The sequence below is a fragment of the Burkholderia sp. IO2 genome (assembly GCF_029522185.1).
Taxonomy (GTDB): Bacteria; Pseudomonadota; Gammaproteobacteria; order Burkholderiales; family Burkholderiaceae; genus Burkholderia; species Burkholderia cenocepacia.
The window spans coordinates 1-19,550 of sequence record NZ_JAKWFH010000013.1 but is presented as its reverse complement, the minus strand read 5'-3'; the positions used below and the strand labels follow the sequence as shown (position 1 = coordinate 19,550).

13 protein-coding genes are annotated in these 19,550 nt (G+C 69.2%); 6 read left to right on the top strand and 7 right to left on the bottom strand.

The genetic code is table 11. The features are described 5' to 3' along the window. Positions 1 to 11: 11 nt before the first annotated feature. Positions 12 to 3,125, top strand: coding sequence for an MdtB/MuxB family multidrug efflux RND transporter permease subunit (locus tag MMB92_RS10645; RefSeq protein ID WP_069352668.1), 3,114 nt, complete (start codon positions 12 to 14; stop codon positions 3,123 to 3,125). A gap of 3 nt (positions 3,126 to 3,128) precedes the next feature. After that, positions 3,129 to 6,437, top strand: a complete 3,309-nt coding sequence (locus MMB92_RS10640) for an efflux RND transporter permease subunit (RefSeq protein ID WP_277562691.1) — start codon at positions 3,129 to 3,131, stop codon at positions 6,435 to 6,437. 141 nt (positions 6,438 to 6,578) lie between these two features. On the opposite strand, the gene MMB92_RS10635 is transcribed toward MMB92_RS10640, so the two are convergent. From MMB92_RS10635 to MMB92_RS10615, 5 genes are all read right to left on the bottom strand, one after another. Beyond that, positions 6,579 to 7,274 (bottom strand): helix-turn-helix domain-containing protein, encoded by a 696-nt coding sequence (locus MMB92_RS10635; RefSeq protein WP_006497682.1) that lies wholly within the window; start codon positions 7,272 to 7,274, stop codon positions 6,579 to 6,581. Continuing rightward, positions 7,252 to 8,214, bottom strand: coding sequence for an AraC family transcriptional regulator (locus MMB92_RS10630; protein WP_006497683.1), 963 nt, complete (start codon positions 8,212 to 8,214; stop codon positions 7,252 to 7,254). The genes MMB92_RS10635 and MMB92_RS10630 overlap by 23 nt, the downstream gene beginning before the upstream one ends. Positions 8,215 to 8,245: 31 nt before the next feature. Then, on the bottom strand, positions 8,246 to 9,337 hold the full coding sequence (locus MMB92_RS10625; protein WP_006497684.1) for a porin: 1,092 nt from the start codon (positions 9,335 to 9,337) through the stop codon (positions 8,246 to 8,248). A gap of 88 nt (positions 9,338 to 9,425) precedes the next feature. Next, positions 9,426 to 11,630: a molybdopterin cofactor-binding domain-containing protein gene (locus tag MMB92_RS10620; protein WP_080331435.1), complete on the bottom strand. Its 2,205-nt coding sequence runs from the start codon at positions 11,628 to 11,630 to the stop codon at positions 9,426 to 9,428. Then, positions 11,614 to 12,054, bottom strand: coding sequence for a (2Fe-2S)-binding protein (locus MMB92_RS10615; protein WP_006491242.1), 441 nt, complete (start codon positions 12,052 to 12,054; stop codon positions 11,614 to 11,616). Before MMB92_RS10615 ends, MMB92_RS10620 begins: the two co-directional genes overlap by 17 nt. Positions 12,055 to 12,305: 251 nt before the next feature. Here MMB92_RS10615 and MMB92_RS10610 point away from each other — a divergent pair, with 251 nt between their 5' ends. Next, positions 12,306 to 12,689 (top strand): VOC family protein, encoded by a 384-nt coding sequence (locus MMB92_RS10610; RefSeq protein WP_006491250.1) that lies wholly within the window; start codon positions 12,306 to 12,308, stop codon positions 12,687 to 12,689. Positions 12,690 to 12,789: 100 nt separating this feature from the next. Here the strand turns inward: MMB92_RS10610 and MMB92_RS10605 are convergent, their stop codons facing one another. Continuing rightward, positions 12,790 to 14,265 carry an NYN domain-containing protein gene (locus MMB92_RS10605; RefSeq protein WP_059721226.1) on the bottom strand — a complete coding sequence of 492 codons (1,476 nt, stop codon included), beginning with the start codon at positions 14,263 to 14,265 and terminating at the stop codon, positions 12,790 to 12,792. Positions 14,266 to 14,548: 283 nt separating this feature from the next. On the opposite strand from MMB92_RS10605, the gene MMB92_RS10600 reads away from it, so the two are divergent. Continuing rightward, on the top strand, positions 14,549 to 15,178 hold the full coding sequence (locus MMB92_RS10600; protein WP_006497687.1) for an SDR family oxidoreductase: 630 nt from the start codon (positions 14,549 to 14,551) through the stop codon (positions 15,176 to 15,178). Positions 15,179 to 15,263: 85 nt separating this feature from the next. Here MMB92_RS10600 and MMB92_RS10595 read toward each other — a convergent pair whose 3' ends face one another. Next, the gene (locus MMB92_RS10595) at positions 15,264 to 15,812 is read right to left on the bottom strand and encodes a peroxiredoxin (RefSeq protein WP_006497688.1); all 549 of its coding nucleotides are present in this window, start codon (positions 15,810 to 15,812) and stop codon (positions 15,264 to 15,266) included. Positions 15,813 to 16,090: 278 nt separating this feature from the next. On the opposite strand from MMB92_RS10595, the gene cdpA reads away from it, so the two are divergent. Continuing rightward, on the top strand, positions 16,091 to 17,833 hold the full coding sequence (gene cdpA / locus MMB92_RS10590) for a cyclic di-GMP phosphodiesterase CdpA (RefSeq protein WP_012492445.1): 1,743 nt from the start codon (positions 16,091 to 16,093) through the stop codon (positions 17,831 to 17,833). Between the two features lie 25 nt (positions 17,834 to 17,858). Then, positions 17,859 to 19,370: an HDOD domain-containing protein gene (locus MMB92_RS10585; protein ID WP_205672030.1), complete on the top strand. Its 1,512-nt coding sequence runs from the start codon at positions 17,859 to 17,861 to the stop codon at positions 19,368 to 19,370. Positions 19,371 to 19,550: the final 180 nt, after the last annotated feature.

Sequence of the window (19,550 nt, the reverse complement as noted above, 5' to 3'; positions counted from 1 at the left end):
CGGGCCGCTCGATGAATCCATCCCGCCTCTTCATTCTCCGGCCGGTCGGCACCGCCCTCCTGATGGCGGCGATCATGCTGGCCGGCCTCGTCGCGCTGCGCTTTCTGCCCCTCGCCGCGCTGCCCGAGGTCGACTACCCGACGATCCAGGTCCAGACCTTCTACCCGGGCGCGAGCCCGGAGGTGATGACGTCGTCGGTCACCGCGCCGCTCGAACGCCAGTTCGGGCAGATGCCGTCGCTGAACCAGATGTCGTCGCAAAGCTCGGCCGGTGCGTCGGTGATCACGCTGCAGTTCTCGCTCGACCTGCCGCTCGACATCGCCGAACAGGAAGTGCAGGCCGCGATCAACGCGGCCGGCAACCTGCTGCCGTCCGACCTGCCGGCTCCGCCGATCTACGCGAAGGTGAACCCGGCCGATGCACCGGTGCTGACGCTCGCCGTCAAGTCCAAGACGCTGCCGCTCACGCAGGTGCAGGACCTGGCCGACACGCGCCTCGCGATGAAGATCTCGCAGATCGCCGGCGTCGGCCTCGTCAGCCTGTCGGGCGGCAACCGCCCGGCCGTGCGGATCCAGGCGAACCCGACCGCGCTCGCGCAGTACGGGATGAACCTCGACGACCTGCGCACGACGATCTCGAACCTGAACGTCAACACGCCGAAGGGCAACTTCGACGGCCCGACGCGCGCGTACACGATCAACGCGAACGACCAGCTGACGAGCGCCGACCAGTACAACAGCGCGGTCGTCGCGTACAAGAACGGCCGCCCGGTGATGCTGACCGACGTCGCGACGGTCGTCGCCGGCTCGGAGAACACCAAGCTCGGCGCGTGGGTGAATGCGGACCCGGCGATCATCCTGAACGTGCAGCGCCAGCCGGGCGCGAACGTGATCGCGACCGTCGACGCGATCAAGGCGCAGTTGCCGAAGCTGCAGGAAACGCTGCCGGCCGCGCTCGACGTCGAGATCGTCACCGATCGCACGACGATGATCCGCGCGGCCGTGCGCGACGTGCAGTTCGAGCTGCTGCTCGCGGTCGCGCTGGTCGTGCTGGTGATGTACCTGTTCCTCGCGAACGTCTACGCGACGATCATCCCGAGCCTGTCGGTGCCGCTGTCGCTGATCGGCACGCTCGCGGTGATGTACATGGCCGGCTTCTCGCTGAACAACCTGTCGCTGATGGCGCTCACCATCGCGACCGGCTTCGTCGTCGACGATGCGATCGTGATGATCGAGAACATCGCGCGCTACGTCGAGGAAGGCGAATCGGGACTCGAGGCCGCGCTGAAGGGCTCGCGGCAGATCGGCTTCACGATCATCTCGCTGACGGTCTCGCTGATCGCGGTGCTGATCCCGCTGCTGTTCATGGGCGACGTGGTCGGGCGCCTCTTCCACGAATTCGCGATCACGCTCGCGGTGACGATCGTGATCTCGGCGATCGTGTCGCTCACGCTCGTGCCGATGATGTGCGCGAAGCTGCTGCGCCATTCGCCGCCGCCGGAGAGCCACCGCTTCGAGGCGCGCGTGCACCAGGCAATCGACTGGGTGATCGCGCGTTACGCGGTCGCGCTCGAATGGGTGCTGAACCGCCAGCGCTCGACGCTCGTCGTCGCGCTGCTGACGCTCGGGCTGACCGCCCTGCTCTATGTGTTCGTGCCGAAGGGCTTCTTCCCCGCGCAGGACACCGGCGTGATCCAGGCGATCACGCAGGCGCCGCAGTCGATCTCGTACGGCGCGATGGCCGAACGCCAGCAGGCGCTCGCGGCCGCAATCCTGAAGGATCCGAACGTCGACAGCCTCACGTCGTTCATCGGCGTCGACGGCAGCAACATCACGCTGAACAGCGGCCGGATGCTGATCAACCTGAAGGCCCGCGACGAACGCACCGAAACCGCCGCGCAGATCATCCGCGACCTGCAGCAGCGCGTGTCGAACATCACCGGCATCTCGCTGTTCATGCAGCCGGTGCAGGACCTGACGATCGACTCGACGGTCAGCCCGACGCAGTACCAGTTCATGCTGACGAGCCCCAACTCGGAAGAATTCGCGACCTGGGTGCCGAAACTCGTCGCGCGGCTGCAGCAGGAGCCGTCGCTCGCCGACGTCGCGACCGACCTGCAGAGCAACGGCCAGTCGGTGTACATCGAGATCGACCGCCCGAGCGCCGCGCGCTTCGGCATCACGCCGGCGACCGTCGACAACGCGCTGTACGACGCGTTCGGCCAGCGCATCGTGTCGACGATCTTCACGCAGTCGAACCAGTACCGCGTGATTCTCGAATCGGAGCCGAAGGAGCAGCACTACGCGCAATCGCTGAACGACATCTACCTGCCGTCGGCCGGCGGCGGCCAGGTGCCGCTGTCGTCGATCGCATCGTTCCACGAGCGGCCGTCGCCGCTGCTGGTCGCGCACCTGTCGCAGTTCCCGTCGACGACGATCTCGTTCAACCTCGCACCGGGCGCGTCGCTCGGCGAAGCGGTCAAGGCGATCGAGGCCGCCGAGAAGGACATCGGCCTGCCCGGCTCGTTCCAGACGCGCTTCCAGGGCGCGGCGCTCGCGTTCCAGGCGTCGCTGTCGAACCAGCTGTTCCTGATCCTCGCGGCGGTCGTCACGATGTACATCGTGCTCGGCGTGCTGTACGAGAGCTACATCCACCCGATCACGATCCTGTCGACGCTGCCGTCGGCCGGCGTCGGCGCGCTGCTCGCGCTGATGATCACCGGGCACGACCTCGACATCATCGGGATCATCGGCATCGTGCTGCTGATCGGCATCGTGAAGAAGAACGCGATCATGATGATCGACTTCGCGCTCGAGGCCGAACGCGTCGAAGGCAAGCCGCCGCGCGAGGCGATCTACCAGGCCTGCCTGCTGCGCTTCCGGCCGATCCTGATGACGACGCTCGCCGCGCTGCTCGGCGCGGTGCCGCTGATCGTCGGCTCCGGCGCGGGCTCCGAGCTGCGCCAGCCGCTCGGGATCGCGATCGCCGGCGGCCTGATCGTGTCGCAGGTGCTGACGCTGTTCACGACGCCCGTGATCTACCTCGGCTTCGATTCGCTCGCGCGCCGCGTGCGCGGCTGGTTCGAACGGCACGGCCCCCAGGCCGGCACGCGCACGGATGCGTAACCGATGAACCTGTCGCGCCCCTTCATCACCCGCCCCGTCGCGACGACGCTGCTCGCGCTCGGCGTCGCGCTCGCGGGCCTGTTCGCGTTCATCAAGCTGCCGGTGTCGCCGCTGCCGCAGGTCGACTTCCCGACGATCTCGGTGCAGGCGTCGCTGCCCGGCGCGAGCCCGGAAACGGTCGCGACCAGCGTGACGAGCCCGCTCGAGCGGCACCTCGGCTCGATCGCGGACGTCTCCGAAATGACGTCGACGAGCACGGTCGGCAATGCGCGGATCATCCTGCAGTTCGGCCTGAACCGCGACATCGACGGCGCCGCGCGCGACGTGCAGGCCGCGATCAACGCGGCGCGCGCCGACCTGTCCGCCGCGCTGAAGAGCAACCCGACGTACCGCAAGGTCAACCCGGCCGATTCGCCGATCATGATCGTGTCGCTGACGTCGGAGACGTCGTCGCCCGCGAAGCTGTACGACGCCGCGTCCACGGTGCTGCAGCAGTCGCTGTCGCAGATCGACGGGATCGGCCAGGTCACCGTGAGCGGCTCCGCGAACCCGGCCGTGCGCGTCGAGCTCGAACCGCAGTCGCTGTTCCACTACGGGATCGGCCTCGAGGACGTGCGCGCGGCGCTGGCGTCCGCGAACGCCAACGCGCCGAAGGGCGCGATCGAATTCGGCCCGCAGCACTACCAGCTCTACACGAACGACCAGGCGTCCCAGGCGTCGCAATACCGCGACCTCGTCGTCGCCTACCGCAACGGCTCGGCCGTGCGGCTGTCCGACCTGTCGGACGTCGTCGATTCGGTCGAGGATCTGCGCAACCTCGGCCTGTCGAACGGCAAGCGCGCGGTGCTCGTGATCCTCTATCGCTCGCCCGGCGCGAACATCATCGACACGATCGACCGCGTGCGCGCGGCGCTGCCGCAGCTCACCGCGTCGCTGCCGGCCGACATCACGGTCACGCCGGTGCTCGACCGCTCGACCACCATCCGCGCATCGCTGAAGGACACCGAGCATACGCTGCTGATCGCGGTCAGCCTCGTCGTGATGGTCGTGTTCCTGTTCCTGCGCAACTGGCGCGCGACGCTGATCCCGAGCGTCGCGGTGCCGATCTCGATCATCGGCACGTTCGGCGCGATGTACCTGCTCGGCTTCTCGATCGACAACCTGTCGCTGATGGCGCTGATCGTCGCGACCGGCTTCGTCGTCGACGATGCGATCGTCGTGCTCGAGAACATCTCGCGGCACATCGAGAACGGCAAGCCGCGGATGCAGGCCGCGTTCGACGGCGCGCGCGAAGTCGGCTTCACGGTGCTGTCGATGAGCATCTCGCTCGTCGCGGTGTTCCTGCCGATCCTGCTGATGGGCGGGATCGTCGGGCGGTTGTTCCGCGAGTTCGCGCTGACACTGTCGCTCGCGATCGCCGTGTCGCTCGCGGTGTCGCTCACGGTCACGCCGATGATGTGCGCGCGCCTGCTGCCCGAACAGCACGACCCGCAAAGCGAGGGCCGCTTCGGGCGTTTCCTCGAACGCGGTTTCGCGCGCCTGCAGCGCGGCTACGAGCGCTCGCTGTCGTGGGCGCTGCGCCGGCCGCTCCTGATCCTGCTGACGCTGTTCGCGACGATCGGGCTGAACGTGTACCTGTACGTCGTCGTGCCGAAGGGCTTCTTCCCGCAGCAGGACACCGGGCTGATGATCGGCGGCATTCGGGCCGACCAGTCCACGTCGTTCCAGGCGATGAAGCTGAAGTTCTCCGAGATGATGCGGATCGTGCAGGCCAACCCGAACGTGAAGAGCGTCGCGGGCTTCACCGGCGGCACGCAAACCAACTCCGGCTTCATGTTCGTCACGCTGAAGGACCGCACCGAGCGCAAGCTGTCGGCCGACCAGGTGATCCAGCAGCTGCGCCCGCGGCTGGCGGACGTGGCCGGCGCGAGCACGTTCCTGCAGGCCGCGCAGGACATTCGCGTCGGCGGCCGGCAGAGCAACGCGCAGTACCAGTTCACGCTGCTCGGCGATTCGACCGCCGACCTGTACAAGTGGGGGCCGCTGCTGACCGAGGCGCTGCAGAAGCGCCCCGAGCTGACCGACGTGAACTCCGACCAGCAGCAAGGCGGCATGGAGGCCATGGTGACGATCGACCGCGCGACGGCCGCGCGGTTCGGCATCAAGCCCGCGCAGATCGACAACACGCTGTACGACGCGTTCGGCCAGCGCCAGGTCTCGACGATCTACAACCCGCTGAACCAGTACCACGTCGTGATGGAAGTCGCGCCGAAATACTGGCAGAGCCCGGAGATGCTGAACCAGGTTTGGATCAGCACGTCGGGCGGCAGCGCGAACGGCTCGCAGACCACCAACGCGGCCGCCGGCACCTTCGTCGCGACCTCGGCCGGCACGTCGAGCGCCGGCACGGCCGCGCAAAGCGCCGCGGCGATCGCGTCCGACTCGGCGCGCAACCAGGCGCTCAACTCGATCGCGGCGAGCGGCAAGTCGAGCGCGTCGTCGGGCGCGTCGGTGTCGACGTCGAAGTCGACGATGATCCCGCTGTCGGCGATCGCGACCTTCGGGCCGAGCACGACGCCGCTGTCGGTCAACCACCAGGGGCTGTTCGTCGCGACGACGATCTCGTTCAACCTGCCGCCGGGCGTGTCGCTGTCGCAGGCGACGCAGGTGATCTACCAGACGATGGCGCAGGTCGGGGTTCCGCCGACGATCGTCGGCAGCTTCCAGGGCACCGCGCAGGCGTTCCAGCAGTCGATGAACGATCAGCCGATCCTGATCCTCGCCGCGCTGCTGGCCGTCTACATCGTGCTCGGGATCCTGTACGAGAGCTACATCCATCCGATCACGATCCTGTCGACGCTGCCGTCGGCCGGCGTCGGCGCGCTGCTCGCGCTGCTGCTGTTCAAGACCGAGTTCAGCATCATCGCGCTGATCGGCGTGATCCTGCTGATCGGCATCGTGAAGAAGAACGCGATCATGATGGTCGACTTCGCGATCGACCAGACGCGCAACCAAGGGAAGTCGTCGTTCGACGCGATCCACGAGGCGTGCCTGCTGCGCTTTCGCCCGATCATGATGACGACGATGGCGGCGCTGCTCGGCGCGCTGCCGCTCGCGTTCGGCAACGGCGACGGCGCCGAATTGCGCGCGCCGCTCGGGATCGCGATCGCCGGCGGCCTGGTCATGTCGCAGGTGCTGACGCTCTATACGACGCCGGTCGTCTACCTGTACATGGACCGGTTCCGCGTATGGGCCGAGAAGCGCCGCAACCGCCGCGGCAATACCGGCGGGCCGGCCGTCGCCGGCGAGTAACGGCAAGTAGCGGCGAGCGGCCGGACGCGAACGGGGCGGGGCATGTCGTACCGCCCCGCCCCGGCCGTCGGCCCGCGCCGCCGCGAAGGTCGCGCGCAGCCGGCATCCACGCCGGTGGGCCGCGACGACGGCCGACGGCGCTCAGCGGCGCTCGGCCTCGGCCGGATCGGCCAGCGCGTCCGCCAGGCGCCGGGCCGCGTCGTCGATCATTGCCGGTATCCGCCGCCATCGTGCGTCGCCCGGCACATCGAGCGCGACGCCGATCGCGAGCGCCCCGCCCGCATCCACCGGCATCGCGACGATGCCAGCCGCCTGCCACGACGCGCGTTGCCGGCCAAACCGCCGGACGGGCCGACCACCCGTGTCGGCCGCGTCGCTTTGGTCGTCCGCAGCGTCCTCTATCCGCCCCGCGAACCGCGCGCCGACGCGCGTGACGAGGCACGCGGCCCCGTCGGGCGCCGCCTGCGCGAGCACGACGACTTCCGCGCCATCCCGCCCGAGCAACTGCGCGGCGAGCCCGCTGCGCGCACACAACGCGTCCAGCACCGGCTGCGCGTGCGCGACCTCCGGCCGCGCGCCGAGATACGCGGCCGCGACCCGCGCGGCGGCCGGCCCCGGCCGATAGCGGCCGTGCGGATCGACGACCAGAAACGCATGCCGGACCAGCGTCCTCAGCAACCGCGCGATCGAGTTGCGCGGCACGTCGAGCCGCGTCGCCAGGTCCGCGGCGGTCGGGAGCGACGGCCCGGCCGCGACCGCTTCGAGAATCGCGAGCCCGCGCGCGAGCGCCGGCACCCGATGGCGCAACGCGCGGTCATCCATGTCGTGCAAGGTCATACAGGTCCCGTGCGTTGCGCGCATAGCGGCGCGGCGCCATCCCCGACCAGCGATGGAACGCGCGCGCGAACGCCTTCTCCGACGTGTAGCCGACCCGCTCGGCGATCTCGATCAGGCGCAGCTTGCCGTTCGCGAGCTCGCCGCTCGCCAGATACATCCGGTAGGCGGTCAGATGACCGATCGGCGTCTCGCCGACGAGTTCGGCGAAATGCGCGCAAAAGCGCGAACGCGACATGCCGGCCTCGACCGCGAGGCTCGCGAGCTGCCAGTTGCGCCGCGGGTCGCGATGCATCAGCGCCATCGCGCGGCCGATCTGCGGATCGGTGAGGCCACGCAGCCAGCCCGTGTGATTGGCCGACGATTGCAGATGCGCGCGCAGCAGCTGCACGAACAGCACGTCGGCCAGGCGCGTCGCGGCGACCGCCCAGCCCGGCTGGCACGCCATCGATTCCTGGATGAAGCTCTGCAGCGTGCTCGCGAGCCACGGCGCGACGGCCGCATCGTTGGCGCGCACGTGGATCAGCGTCGGCAACACCGAGAACAGGGGGCTGCGCACGATGTCGCGATACACGACGATCCCCGTATAGAGCTCGCTGGTCGCGCCGCCGCCGCCCGCGACGAACTCGAGCGGCGTATCGAAGCGCGGCCGGATGCCCTTGTCGGCCATCAGCGTGTCGAACGGCACGGGCGGCACGTCGAGCGACGACGCCATCACGTGCTCGTCGCCGTGCGGCAGCAGCACGAAGTCGCCCGGCTCGACGTGCACGGGCGCGGCGCCCGCGACCGCCAGGAAGAACGGGCTGCCCGCGCAGGTGCGAAACGGCGCGCCCGCGACGGCCGGCTTGCGGATCGCCCACGGCGCGCTCAGCGTGAAGCGTCCGGTGACGACCGCATCGGCCCGCAGGTCGGTCAGCACGTCGCTGAGAAGATCGGTCGTCATCGTCGAAGTCTCCGTGGAGCGCGCCGCCGCATCAGAAGCGCTGCTGGATGCCCGCCATCGCGCCGACCTGGTTGCGGCCGGTGCCGACCGTGCCGCCTGCCGCCACCGCCGACGTGCCGAACGCGCTGTTCGTCATGTAACCGACCGACGTATAGACCAGCGTGCGCTTCGACAGGCTGTAATTCGCGCGCCCGACGAACAGGTTCGAGTCGTAGCGGCCGCGCAGCAGATAGCGCACGGCCTGTGCGTCGAATGATAGCGCCGGCGTCGCGTAGACCGTGCCGCCCGCGAAAAAGAGGTCCGACTGGCTGTGGGCCGCGGCCGCCGTGTTGCGGCGGATCCAGCCCGCGCCGAGCTTCGCGATGCCGAGCTTGACGTACGCATCGACGATCGTGCGCGTGTCCGTATAGCCTGGGCTCGACAGCGGCGCCGACGCGCCCGTGCCGCCGTGCATCACGTCGTACGATGCGGCCACGCCGAACTGCGGTGCGTCGTACGCGACCATCATCGTGTATTGCCGGCAGGCGACGGGGTCGCCCGGCACGTTGCCCGCGCAGTTCGTGGCCGACGGGCCGGCCGGGCCCGCCGCATCGCGCCCGGTGCTGTACGTACCGCCGAGCGTCACGCCGCCGAAGTGGCCGAGATAGCCGATCGCGCTGTCGCTGCGCGCGTTCGGCAGATAGCTGTCGAAGCTGGCCATCGAATGAATCGACGGGCCGATCACGTCGGCGTTGAGCAGCACGAGCATCGACATGTTCATCTGCCGCCCGAGCGTGAGCGTGCCGTACGGCGAATCGATGCCGACGTTCGCCTGCCGGCCAAACAGGCGGCCGCCGTAGTTCAGCGCGCCCGAGTTCAGCGCGAAGCCGTTTTCGAGCACGAAGAACGTGCGGTAGCCGCCGCCGAGCGCCTCGACGCCGCGCAACCCGAAGCGCGACGGCACTTCGCCGGTCAGCGACGGCATGCCGGCGACCGCGCCGCCGCCGGCCGCATGGTTGTAGTACTGCACGCCGGTGTCGACGATGCCGTACAGCGTCACGCTGCCCTGCGCCTGCGCGCCCGGCGATGCGGCGGCGGCGGCCGCGAACGAGACGGCCGTCGCGGCCGTGCGAAAGGTTTTCATCGAAGTCTCCAGACCAATCGTGTAGTTATGCTTGCTATTGACCGGCGACGCGCGGGGCGCCGCCGGCCGGTGGGGGATATCGGGTCGTTCAGGTCGCGAGCGGCGTATCGAACGGCATCGAACGCGGCCGCTCGCCGGTCGCGCGCCAGATCGCATCCGCCACCGCCGGCGCGACGGGCGGCAACGCGACCTCGCCGCAGCCCTGCGGATCGCGGTCGCTGTCGACGATCACCACCTCGATCTTCGGCATCGCGGCCAGGCCAAGCAGCGGATAGTCGGCGAAATTGCGCTGCACGACCGCGCCGTGCTCGAACGTGATTTCGCTCCTGAACGTGTTGGTGAGCGCAAAGCCGACGCCGCCCTCGACCATCTCGCGAATCAGCAGCGGATTGATCGCGCGGCCGCAGTCGATCCCGCACACGATCCGCTCGAGCCTCACGCTGCCGCGCGTCACGCGCACCTCGGCGACCGCCGCGACGTACGTGCTGAACGCGCCGCCGCGCCCGGTGTACAGCGAATACGCGACCCCGCGCGACAGGCCGGCCGGCGCGCGGCCGAACCAGTTCGCGCGCGCGGCCGTCGCATCGAGCACGCGCAGCGCGAGCGCATCGTGCTTCAGCAACGCGCGCCGGTATTGCACCGGGTCGGCCCGCACCGTATGCGCGAGCTCGTTCACGAAGCTTTCGAGGAAGAACACGGTCGACGTGCTGCCGACACTGCGCATGAAGCTGACCGGGATCGGCTGCATCACCGTGACGGAATCGACCAGCAGGTTCGGCACGTCGTAGCAAAGGTCGTACAGGCCGTCGAGCATCGTCTCGTCCCAGCCGCCCGCCTTGTCGTAGCGGTCGCGCTTGATCGCCGCATACAGCGAATGGCCGGCGACGCGCGCATGCAGCGCGACCGGCAGGCCGTCGCGGCCGAGCGCCGCGCGAAACCGCGCGGACGCGCACGGCCGGTAGAAGCCGTGACGGATGTCGTCCTCGCGCGAGCGGATCACCTTCACGGGCCGCCCGACCGCCTTCGACGCGACGGCCGCATGCACGACGAAATCGGGCACGTACTTGCGGCCGAAGCTGCCGCCGAGAAACGTCGTGTTGACGATCACGCGCTCGGCCGGCACGCCGAACAGCGCCGACAGCGTCCAGCGCACCTTGTCCTGCCCCTGGATCGGCCCCCAGACCTCGATCTCGCCGGCCCGCACATGCACGGTCGCATTGACGGGCTCCATCGTCGCGTGAACGATGTACGGCGTGTGGTAGTCGGCTTCGACGACGTTGCCGGACTCGGCGAGATGGCGCCCGGGCTCGCCGATCTGCGTCGCGACCACCGCGTGCTCCGCCTGCAGCGCGCCCTTGCGCTGCGCGAGGATCGTCGTGCTGTCGAATGCCGGCGTCGGGCCCGCGTCCCACACGATGTCCGCCGCGTCGCACGCCTTCTTCGCCTGCCAGTAGGTCTGCGCGACGACGATCACCGCGTCCTTCGCGACCACGACGTCCGCCACGCCCGGCATCGCGCGCAATGCGTCGCGGTTCTTCACGGCGCTCGGCTTGCCGTTCAGCGTCGGCGCCATCGTCAGCGCGCCGACCAGCATGTCGGGCACCTGCACGTCGATGCCGAAGATCGCGCTGCCGTCGACCTTCTCGGGCACGTCGAGCTTGTGCAGCGGACGGCCGATCAGCGTGTGCGCGGAAGCCGGTTTCAGGCGCGGCTGCGGATCGTGCGGCAGCCTGGCCGCGTCGTCGACGAGCGCGCCGTACGACAGCGAACGCCCGCTCGGCGGATGGATGACGCGGCCGTCGCGCGTCACGCACTGCGTGTCGCGCACGCCGAGCCGCGCGGCGCCGGCCCGCAGGAACGCCGAGCGCGCCTGCGCCCCCGCGAGCCGCAACCGCGTGTAGAACATCGTCGCCGACATCGATGCGCCGACAAATTGCTGCGGCGCCTCGTTCGCGGCATCGATCCGGTACGCGTCGCGTCCCGTGACGAACTCGACCGTCACGCTGCGCCAGTCGGCATCCATCTCGTCGGCCAGCACCTGCGGCAGCCCGGTATGGACGCCCTGCCCGACTTCCGCCTGCGACAAGCCGATGATCGTCCGGCCGTCCACGTCGACGCGAACCCAGTCGTTGATCTCGCGAAAGCGCGCGCCGTCGCCGGCCGCCTGCACGACTTCGCCGAATGCCAGCGGCAGCAGCAGGCTGCCCGCCAGCGCGACGCCGCCCTTCAGGAACACGCGTCGCGCCGCGTTCGGCACGGGCTGCGCCCGCACCGCGTCAGCCGGCCGCGACATGGATCGCCTCGCGAATGCGTTGATAGGTCGCGCAGCGGCACAGGTTCGTGACGGCCGCGTCGATCTGCGCGTCGGTCGGCTTGCGGTGGCGCGCAAGCAGCGCGGCCGTCGCCATCACCATCCCCGACTGGCAATAGCCGCATTGCGGCACGTCCTTCTCGATCCACGCGCGCTGCACCGGATGCGAGCGGTCGTGCGACAGCCCTTCGATCGTCGTGATCGCGCGGCCCGCGACGCTCGCCGCCGGCAGCACGCACGCGCGCGCGGCTTCGCCGTCGAGATGCACGGTGCAGGCGCCGCACGCGCCGATGCCGCAGCCGTACTTGGTGCCCGTCAGTCTGGCCGAGTCGCGAATGACCCACAGGAGCGGCGTATCGGGATCGCCGTCGAAATCGAACGGCTGGCCGTTCAGCATGAAGCGCATCGTCTGTCTCCCTGTTGCGCATCGCCCGTTCGTCATCCGGCGGATGACGGCGATGGCTTGACAGGAATTCTTGGCGGCGCAAAAAGCGGCGCCAATGACCTTTGCTCCCGAAAAAGTAGCCGTTCGTCCAGATCGTTTCAGCCGACGAATGGCGCGTGCCGCCCGGTTCGCCGCGGCCCCGGCTTGCGGACGGGCCGCGATCGGCTATCGTGTGTCCATGCCCACCGCCGTCCCCTTCCCGGGAACCCGCCATGAACGTCCAGCTCAACCATACGATCGTCTGGTGCCGCGACAAGCATGCGTCGAGCCGCTTCCTCACCGAACTGCTGGAATTGCCGCCGCCGACGCCGTTCGGCGCGATGCTGGTCGTCGCGCTCGACAATCGCGTGTCGCTCGATTTTTACGAACAGGCGGGGGAGATCCGGTCGCAGCATTACGCGTTCCTGATCGACGAGGCCGGCTTCGATCGCGTGCTCGCGCGCCTTCGCGAACGCGGGTTGCCGCACTGGGCCGATCCGGCGAAGCGGCAAGCCGGTGACATCTACCGCCACAACGGCGGACGCGGCGTGTACTTCGACGACCCGGACGGTCACTTCCTCGAAGTGATGACGCAGCCGTACGTGCTGAACGGCTAGCGCGACAGGCCGGCATGGCGCCGGCCCGGACGGCGCGGCGCGGGTGTCGCCCGGTTGCGGACGAAACCCGGACGACTGCCCCGGCTGCCGCCGGCTGCCGTCACTCGGCGGCGGCCGTCGTCTTGCGCGGACGACGCGCGCGCGGCGCCGCCTTGCGGGCCGGCTTCTTCGGCTTCGCGGCGGCCGGTGCTTCGGGAGTCGCGTCGACGGTTGCTTCGACCGGCGCCACGTCGTGCGACGGTTGCGCGGCGTCGTCCCGAGCGCCGGAAGCGCGAGGCGCCGGCTCGGCGTGCCGCTCGTCATGCGCCGCGTCGCGATGCGGTTCGTCCGCATGCTGGCCGTGCGCGTGCGCATCGCCGCCATGCGTCGTGTCGCCCTGCGCGGCGGTGTCCGGCTGGCCGGCCGCGTGGCGACCGGCGGCCTTCGCGGCCGCGCCCTTCTTCGCGCCGGTCTTCTTCGCCGCGCTCTTGCGCGCACGCTTGCGGCCATCCTTCGCGTCGCCGTGCGCGTCGGCCACCGCGGGTGCTTCGGGTGTCTCGGGCGTGTCGGCCGGCGCCGCGTCGGCGACCTCGGCAAGTTCCGCGTCTTCCGCCTCGACCTGCACGCTTTCGTGAACGACCGATTCCGCCCGCTGCCCGCGACGGCGCGCCTCGCGGCCGGCCGGTACCGGCTCCGCCGCCCGTGTGCCATGGTGGCCGCCGTGGTGCGCCGCGCCGCCCTCACCGCCCGCCGCAACGTGCTCGGCGGCCGCCGACTGGCGGGCCCGCGACACGAACGCGCCCGACTTGTCGTCGCGCCCCACTTCGAGCAGGCCGCGCGCCTGCGCCTCGTCCAGCAGGTTGCCGAACGCGCGGAACCCGTAATACGACTCGTTGAAATCCGGCTTGCGGCGCTTGATCGCGCTCTTGAGCACCGACGCCCAGATCTTGCCGACGTCGTCGCGCTCCGACGCGAGCGCGTCGAAGGTCTCGACCGCCAGCGCGATCGCCTCGGCCTTGCGCGCGTCCATGTCGTGCTTGCGCGACGGCTCGTCCGGCCGCTTCGCGCCGCCGTTGCCCGCGCGCTGCTGCTGTTCGCGCTTCGCGAGCGCACGCTGCTGCTCGCGCACCAGATCGTCGTAGAAGATGAATTCGTCGCAGTTCGCGACCAGCAGGTCCGACGTCGATTTCTTCACGCCGACGCCGATCACCTTCTTCGCGTTCTCGCGCAGCTTCGACACGAGCGGCGAAAAATCCGAATCGCCGCTGATGATCACGAACGTATCGACGTGCGACTTCGTGTAGCAGAGGTCGAGCGCGTCCACGACGAGCCGGATGTCGGCCGAATTCTTGCCCGACTGGCGCACGTGCGGAATCTCGATCAGCTCGAAGCTCGCTTCGTGCATCGACGCCTTGAAGCCCTTGTAGCGATCCCAGTCGCAATAGGCCTTCTTCACGACGATGCTGCCTTTGAGCAGCAGGCGCTCCAGCACGGGCTTGATGTCGAATTTCTCGTACTTCGCGTCGCGCACGCCGAGCGCGACGTTCTCGAAGTCGCAGAACACGGCCATGCTGACGTTGTCCAGGGGTAATGCCATGTGTACTCCAACCGGTGGGCCGCCGCGTTATTCACACGTGGCGGCGAAAAATGCATCGCGCACATGATAGCCGGTCGGCGCGTCATTCCCGCATCCGTGTGAATGAATGACCGCCGGCCGCGCATGCCGGTATGCCCGACGCCGGTATGCCCGACGCCGGTACGCCCGATGCCGGTACGCCCCTTATTACGCGCCCGCCGCCGGGTCAATTCGACATTACACTTGAGTTATCGGTCGTCCGTCCCTATCTGGATGGATGACGCATCGAGCAAGGAGCGGTTTCATGACGACGAAGCTACTGCTGATTGGCGCGACCGGCCGGACGGGCCAGGCCTGCGCGGATCTGCTGCTCAAGCAGCCGGAGTTCGAGGTCACGGCGCTCGTGCGCCGGCACGGCTATGCGCTGGCGGGCGCACGGGTCGTCGAGGCCGATCTGACGAACGATTTCTCGCACGCTTTCCAGGGCATCACGCACGTGATCTACGCGGCCGGCTCGGCCGAATCGGACGGCGCGACCGAAGAGGAGCAGGTCGACCGCGACGCGGTGGCCCGCGCGGCCGACTACGCGCTCGCCTACAACGCACAGAAGCTCGTGGTGGTCAGCTCGCTGTCCGCGTACCGGCCCGAGCAGGGGCCGGACGCGCTGCACCACTATTCGCAGATGAAGCGCGAAGGCGACGACCGCGTGATCGCATCGGGCGTCGACTACGTGATCCTGCGCCCGGGCCCGCTCACCGACGATCCGGGCGTCGGCAAGATCGCGCTGACCGATACGTGGCTCGATCCCGCGCCGCCCGTGTCGCGCCAGGACGTGGCATGGGCCGCGATCGAGGCGATCAAGCTCGGCATTTCGCGCAAGATCGTCGGCTTCGTCGGCGGCAGCGTGCCGATCGAGCAGGCGTTGCGCGCATAACGGCCCGTTGCGCGCCGCCGGCAGGCGGCGCATGCCCGTGCCCGCGGCCCGCACGACGGGCCGTTTTCATGCGCGGGGCAGCCGCTTACTGCTTCGGATGCGCGTCGGCCCACGCCTTCACGGCGGCAAGCGTGTTCTCGACATGCTTGTCGGGCGACAGGCTCGTGTATTCGTAGAGAATCTTCCCTTCCGGCGAAATCACGTAGGACACGCGGTTCGCCCGGTCGAGCGCCGGCAGCTTCGCGTCGTATTCGCGGATGATCTTCGCGTCCGGGTCGGCCGCGACCGGGAATTTGCTCCGGCACTCGCTCACCGAGAACTTCGTCAGCGTGTCGATGTTGTCGGCCGACACGCCGATCACCGTCGCGCCGTAAGCCTTGTAACGGTCGACCGCGTCCGCGAACGCATGCGCCTCGATCGTGCAACCCTTCGTGAACGCCGCCGGATAGAAATACAGCACGACCGGCCCCTGCTTCAGCGCGTCCGCGAGCGAGTACGTGTAAGTCTTGCCGCCCAGCGACGCCTGCGTCGTGAAATCGGGCGCCGCGGCGCCCGGCTTCAGTTCCGCCTGCGCCAGCAGCGCATGGCCGGCCATCAGCGCCGCCATGGCGCCCAGCAACAGTTTTCGCTTCATCTGCGTCCTCATTTCTTATAAAGTCAGCCTCGATGCAGGCCCCTCAGGCGTTCGCCTGACGAACACCTGCCTCGTTGATCCGGACCGCGACAGCCCCGCGCGCGGCCGGCCCGTTAAAGATTTCTGACAGTCTGCCGTTATTCCTTCCGGACAACCGGTTCCAGCCCTTCACGTCAGCGAGAAACATGGAAGCCAACAGGAAACAGACGTCACGCAAGGGCTCCTGGCGCAGCGCCTTGCATACGCTGCGCCGCTTCGCTCGGTCGGGCGGCGCGCTGATGCCCGCGCGCGCCGTCGCGCCGCGCCGCGACGATTCCGTGCGCAACTGGCTGGAACAGACGGTCGGCACGGTGGATTTCCTCGCCCATGTCGACCGCGAGCTGCGCTTTCTGTATGTGTCCGACGCCAGCCTGCGCTTCATCGGCTACCACCGCGACTACCTGCACACGCTGACGCTGCGCGACCTGATCGCCGAACAGGATACCCCGGCGCTCGAAGGGCTGCTTGCACGCGCCGCCCGTTCCGGCCAGGTCGAGAAGGCGACGATGTGCATCGTCAAGTCGCTCACCTACCCGCTGGACGTCGAGATCCGCGCGTTCAAGAGCCGCCACCACGGCGTCGACGGCTTCGCGATCGCGGCGTTCGACGTGTCGTCGTGGCGCGCGCTCGAGGCACGCCTCACGTACGAAATGCACCATGACCCGATGACGGGCCTCGACAACCTGTCCGCGCTCGTGCCGGCGCTGATGCGCGCGCAGCAGACCGCCGACGAGCACGGCACCTGCGCGGCGCTGCTGCTGCTCGACCTCGACGACTACCAGCGGATCAACCGCGCGCTCGGCTACGACGCGGGCGACACGCTGCTGCGCGAAACCGCGCAGCGGCTGAAGGCGCTCGTCACGCCGAACGAACGGCTCGCGCGCGTCGCGAGCGACAAGTTCGCGGTCGTGCTGAACGCACCGGACCGCGCGCAGGCGAGCCAGGCCGCCGACGCGCTCGCGCGCCGGCTGCAGGCCGCGGTGCGCGAGCCCTACGTGTACCACGGGCAGACCGTGCACCTGTCCGCGAGCATCGGCATCGCGCTCTACCCCGACGAACGTGCCGCGCCGCATCGGGCGCAGCACCACAGCCCGCTGCTGCGCCGCGCCGACCACGCGCTCTCGCAGGCGAAGGCGTCGGGCGGCAACGCGCTCGCGTTCCATGCGCCCGTCGACGATCCGGCCGACGCCGAACGCCTCAAGCTCGAAGCCGACCTGTACGACGGCGTGCGCAACGGCGAGTTTTCGCTCCATTTCCAGCCGATCACGCGCAGCCAGTCGGGCGCGGTGGTCGGCGTCGAGGCGCTGATCCGCTGGCGCCATCCGGTGCACGGCCTCGTGCCGCCGGCCACCTTCATCCCGCTCGCCGAATCGATCGGCCTGATCAACTACCTCGGCAACTGGGTGCTCAAGGCCGCGTGCATGCAGCTCGTCGCCTGGGACGGCCAGGGGCTCGCGCTGCAATACGTGGCGGTCAACGTGTCGCCGCAGCAGTTCCGCGATCCGCGCTTCACGCAGAGCGTGCGCGAGGCGATCGCGCTGACGGGCATCGACCCGCGCCGCATCGTGCTCGAAATCACCGAAAGCCTGCTGATGCACGACCCCGCGCACGCGAAGGTGCTGCTCGAGGAGCTGACCGATCTCGGCATCCGCTTCGCGATCGACGATTTCGGCACCGGCTATTCGAGCCTCGCCTATCTGCAGCGCTTCCCGCTCGCGAAGCTGAAGATCGACCGCAGTTTCGTCGAGAACCTGCTGACGTCGCGCAACGATCGCGCGATCGTGTCGGCGGTGGTCGGCCTCGCGCAGACACTGGATCTCGAGCTCGTCGCCGAAGGCGTCGAGACCGAGGCGCAGCGCGAGCTGCTGACGGAGATGGGCTGCAATCACATCCAGGGCTGGCTCGTCTGCCAGGCGCTGCCGTCCGAGGAGCTCGCGCGGCGCTTCGAGGCGCAGCAGCTGCACCTGCACGCCGCCGCCTGACGCGCGGCGAACCGGACAGATCCGTATGTCAACCACCGAATACCTGCCCCGCACCGCGCTGCTCGACAAGCTGTGGGCCCGGATGAACGAACGGGGCGATTTCCCGCTGCTGTCGGAATCGCTGCGCGCGACGATGGCCGCGATGAAGAACGACGACCTCGACTTCACCGCGCTCGTGCGCGTCGTGCTGTCGGACTTCGCGCTCACGCAGAAAGTGTTGCGGCTCGCGAACTCCGCGATGTACATGGCGTTCGGCGGCAACATCACCACCGTGACCCGCGCCCTGATGGTGCTCGGCATGGACGCCGTCGGCCATCTCGTGGTCGGGCTGAAGCTCGTCGACCATTTCCACCAGAGCACGCCGCGGCGCATCGACGCGAAGCTGGAGCTGAACCGCGCGCTGCTGTCCGGCTGCGTCGCGCGCAAGCTCACCGAGCGCGCCGAACTGCGCTCGGGCGAGGAAGCCGTCGTCTGCACGCTGATGCGCCAGGTCGGCAAGCTGCTGGTGGTCTGCTATCTCGACAGCGAGTGGGACCGCATCCGGCGCCGCGCGGCCGAGCTGAACGGCGACGAATCGGCGGCCTGCGTCGACGTGCTCGGCGTCGGCTTCGACGAGATCGGCCTCGAGGCGGCCGCGCGCTGGCGGCTGCCCGACGTGATCCGCGCCGGGATGGCCGACCACGATCACGCGGCGCACGCCGACGCGTTCGACGACGAAGACAGTGACGCCCGCCACCCGGAGCCGGCCGCCGACGATGGCCCGGCCGAGCGCATCCGCTGGCTGCGCGCGGTCAGTCGCTGTTCGACCGACGTCGCCGGCGCGCTCGTCATGCCCGCCAGCCCGCAGCGCGACGCGCGCATCGCGGCGCTCGCGCAGCACTACGGCGCCGAGCTGGACATGGAATCCGAGGCGCTCGTCGAGATCGCCGAGCGCCTCGCGCGCGAGGAAGCGAGCGACACCGTGATGCGCGAGATCGTCGAGCTGCGTGCGAACGCCGATGCGATCGCACGCGCGCAGGCCGAACCCGAGGCCTGCCTCGAAGCCGGCCTGGCCGACCTGCGCGCGCTGCCGTCCGAGCACGTGCTGACGCCGGTACTCGCGCTCGCGTCGGAAAGCCTGCTGGCCGGCCTCGCGTTCACGCGCACCGTGATGTTCGTGCGTCACGACGACGGCACGTTCGCCGCGCGCCTCGGCTTCGGCCCCGGCGTCGATACGACGCTCGACCGGCTACGCTTCGACGAGCGCTTCGAGCCGGACGTGTTTCATCTCGCGATCACGAACTCGGTCGGCATCTTCATCGAGCAGGCGCAGGAGCCGAAGATGGTGAAGCGCCTGCCCGCGTGGTATCTCGACGCGTTCGACGATACGCGCGCGTTCGTGCTGCTGCCCGTGCGGGTCGGCACGACGACCGTCGCGCTGCTGTACGGCGACTGGGCCGGCGCGCAACCCGCGCGCAAGATCTCGCAGCAGGAGATGGCGGTGCTCAACGAACTCGCGCGCGAACTGGGGCGGTTCTTTCCCGCGCCGGCCGGCTGACGGCCGGCGCGCCTCCGGCGTTTTCGCTTCCCCAAAAGCAAACCGGCCGCATCTGAACTGCACCCCAAAAGTTGGACTAGATCCAACCTTTGGGGTGTTTTTCATGACGAAGTACGACGAACGTTTTCGGCGTCGAGTGGTTCAGGCGTACCTGGCTGGAGAGGCCGGCACCAAGACACT

What these genes read in the sequence shown, in the direction of transcription:
- MMB92_RS10645 (WP_069352668.1), top strand. Translation starts at nt 12, where the DNA reads ATGAATCCATCCCGCCTCTTCATTCTCCGGCCGGTCGGCACCGCCCTC.
- MMB92_RS10640 (WP_277562691.1), top strand. Translation starts at nt 3,129, where the DNA reads ATGAACCTGTCGCGCCCCTTCATCACCCGCCCCGTCGCGACGACGCTG.
- MMB92_RS10635 (WP_006497682.1), bottom strand. Translation starts at nt 7,274, where the DNA reads ATGACCTTGCACGACATGGATGACCGCGCGTTGCGCCATCGGGTGCCG.
- MMB92_RS10630 (WP_006497683.1), bottom strand. Translation starts at nt 8,214, where the DNA reads ATGACGACCGATCTTCTCAGCGACGTGCTGACCGACCTGCGGGCCGAT.
- MMB92_RS10625 (WP_006497684.1), bottom strand. Translation starts at nt 9,337, where the DNA reads ATGAAAACCTTTCGCACGGCCGCGACGGCCGTCTCGTTCGCGGCCGCC.
- MMB92_RS10620 (WP_080331435.1), bottom strand. Translation starts at nt 11,630, where the DNA reads ATGTCGCGGCCGGCTGACGCGGTGCGGGCGCAGCCCGTGCCGAACGCG.
- MMB92_RS10615 (WP_006491242.1), bottom strand. Translation starts at nt 12,054, where the DNA reads ATGCGCTTCATGCTGAACGGCCAGCCGTTCGATTTCGACGGCGATCCC.
- MMB92_RS10610 (WP_006491250.1), top strand. Translation starts at nt 12,306, where the DNA reads ATGAACGTCCAGCTCAACCATACGATCGTCTGGTGCCGCGACAAGCAT.
- MMB92_RS10605 (WP_059721226.1), bottom strand. Translation starts at nt 14,265, where the DNA reads ATGGCATTACCCCTGGACAACGTCAGCATGGCCGTGTTCTGCGACTTC.
- MMB92_RS10600 (WP_006497687.1), top strand. Translation starts at nt 14,549, where the DNA reads ATGACGACGAAGCTACTGCTGATTGGCGCGACCGGCCGGACGGGCCAG.
- MMB92_RS10595 (WP_006497688.1), bottom strand. Translation starts at nt 15,812, where the DNA reads ATGAAGCGAAAACTGTTGCTGGGCGCCATGGCGGCGCTGATGGCCGGC.
- cdpA (WP_012492445.1), top strand. Translation starts at nt 16,091, where the DNA reads ATGCCCGCGCGCGCCGTCGCGCCGCGCCGCGACGATTCCGTGCGCAAC.
- MMB92_RS10585 (WP_205672030.1), top strand. Translation starts at nt 17,859, where the DNA reads ATGTCAACCACCGAATACCTGCCCCGCACCGCGCTGCTCGACAAGCTG.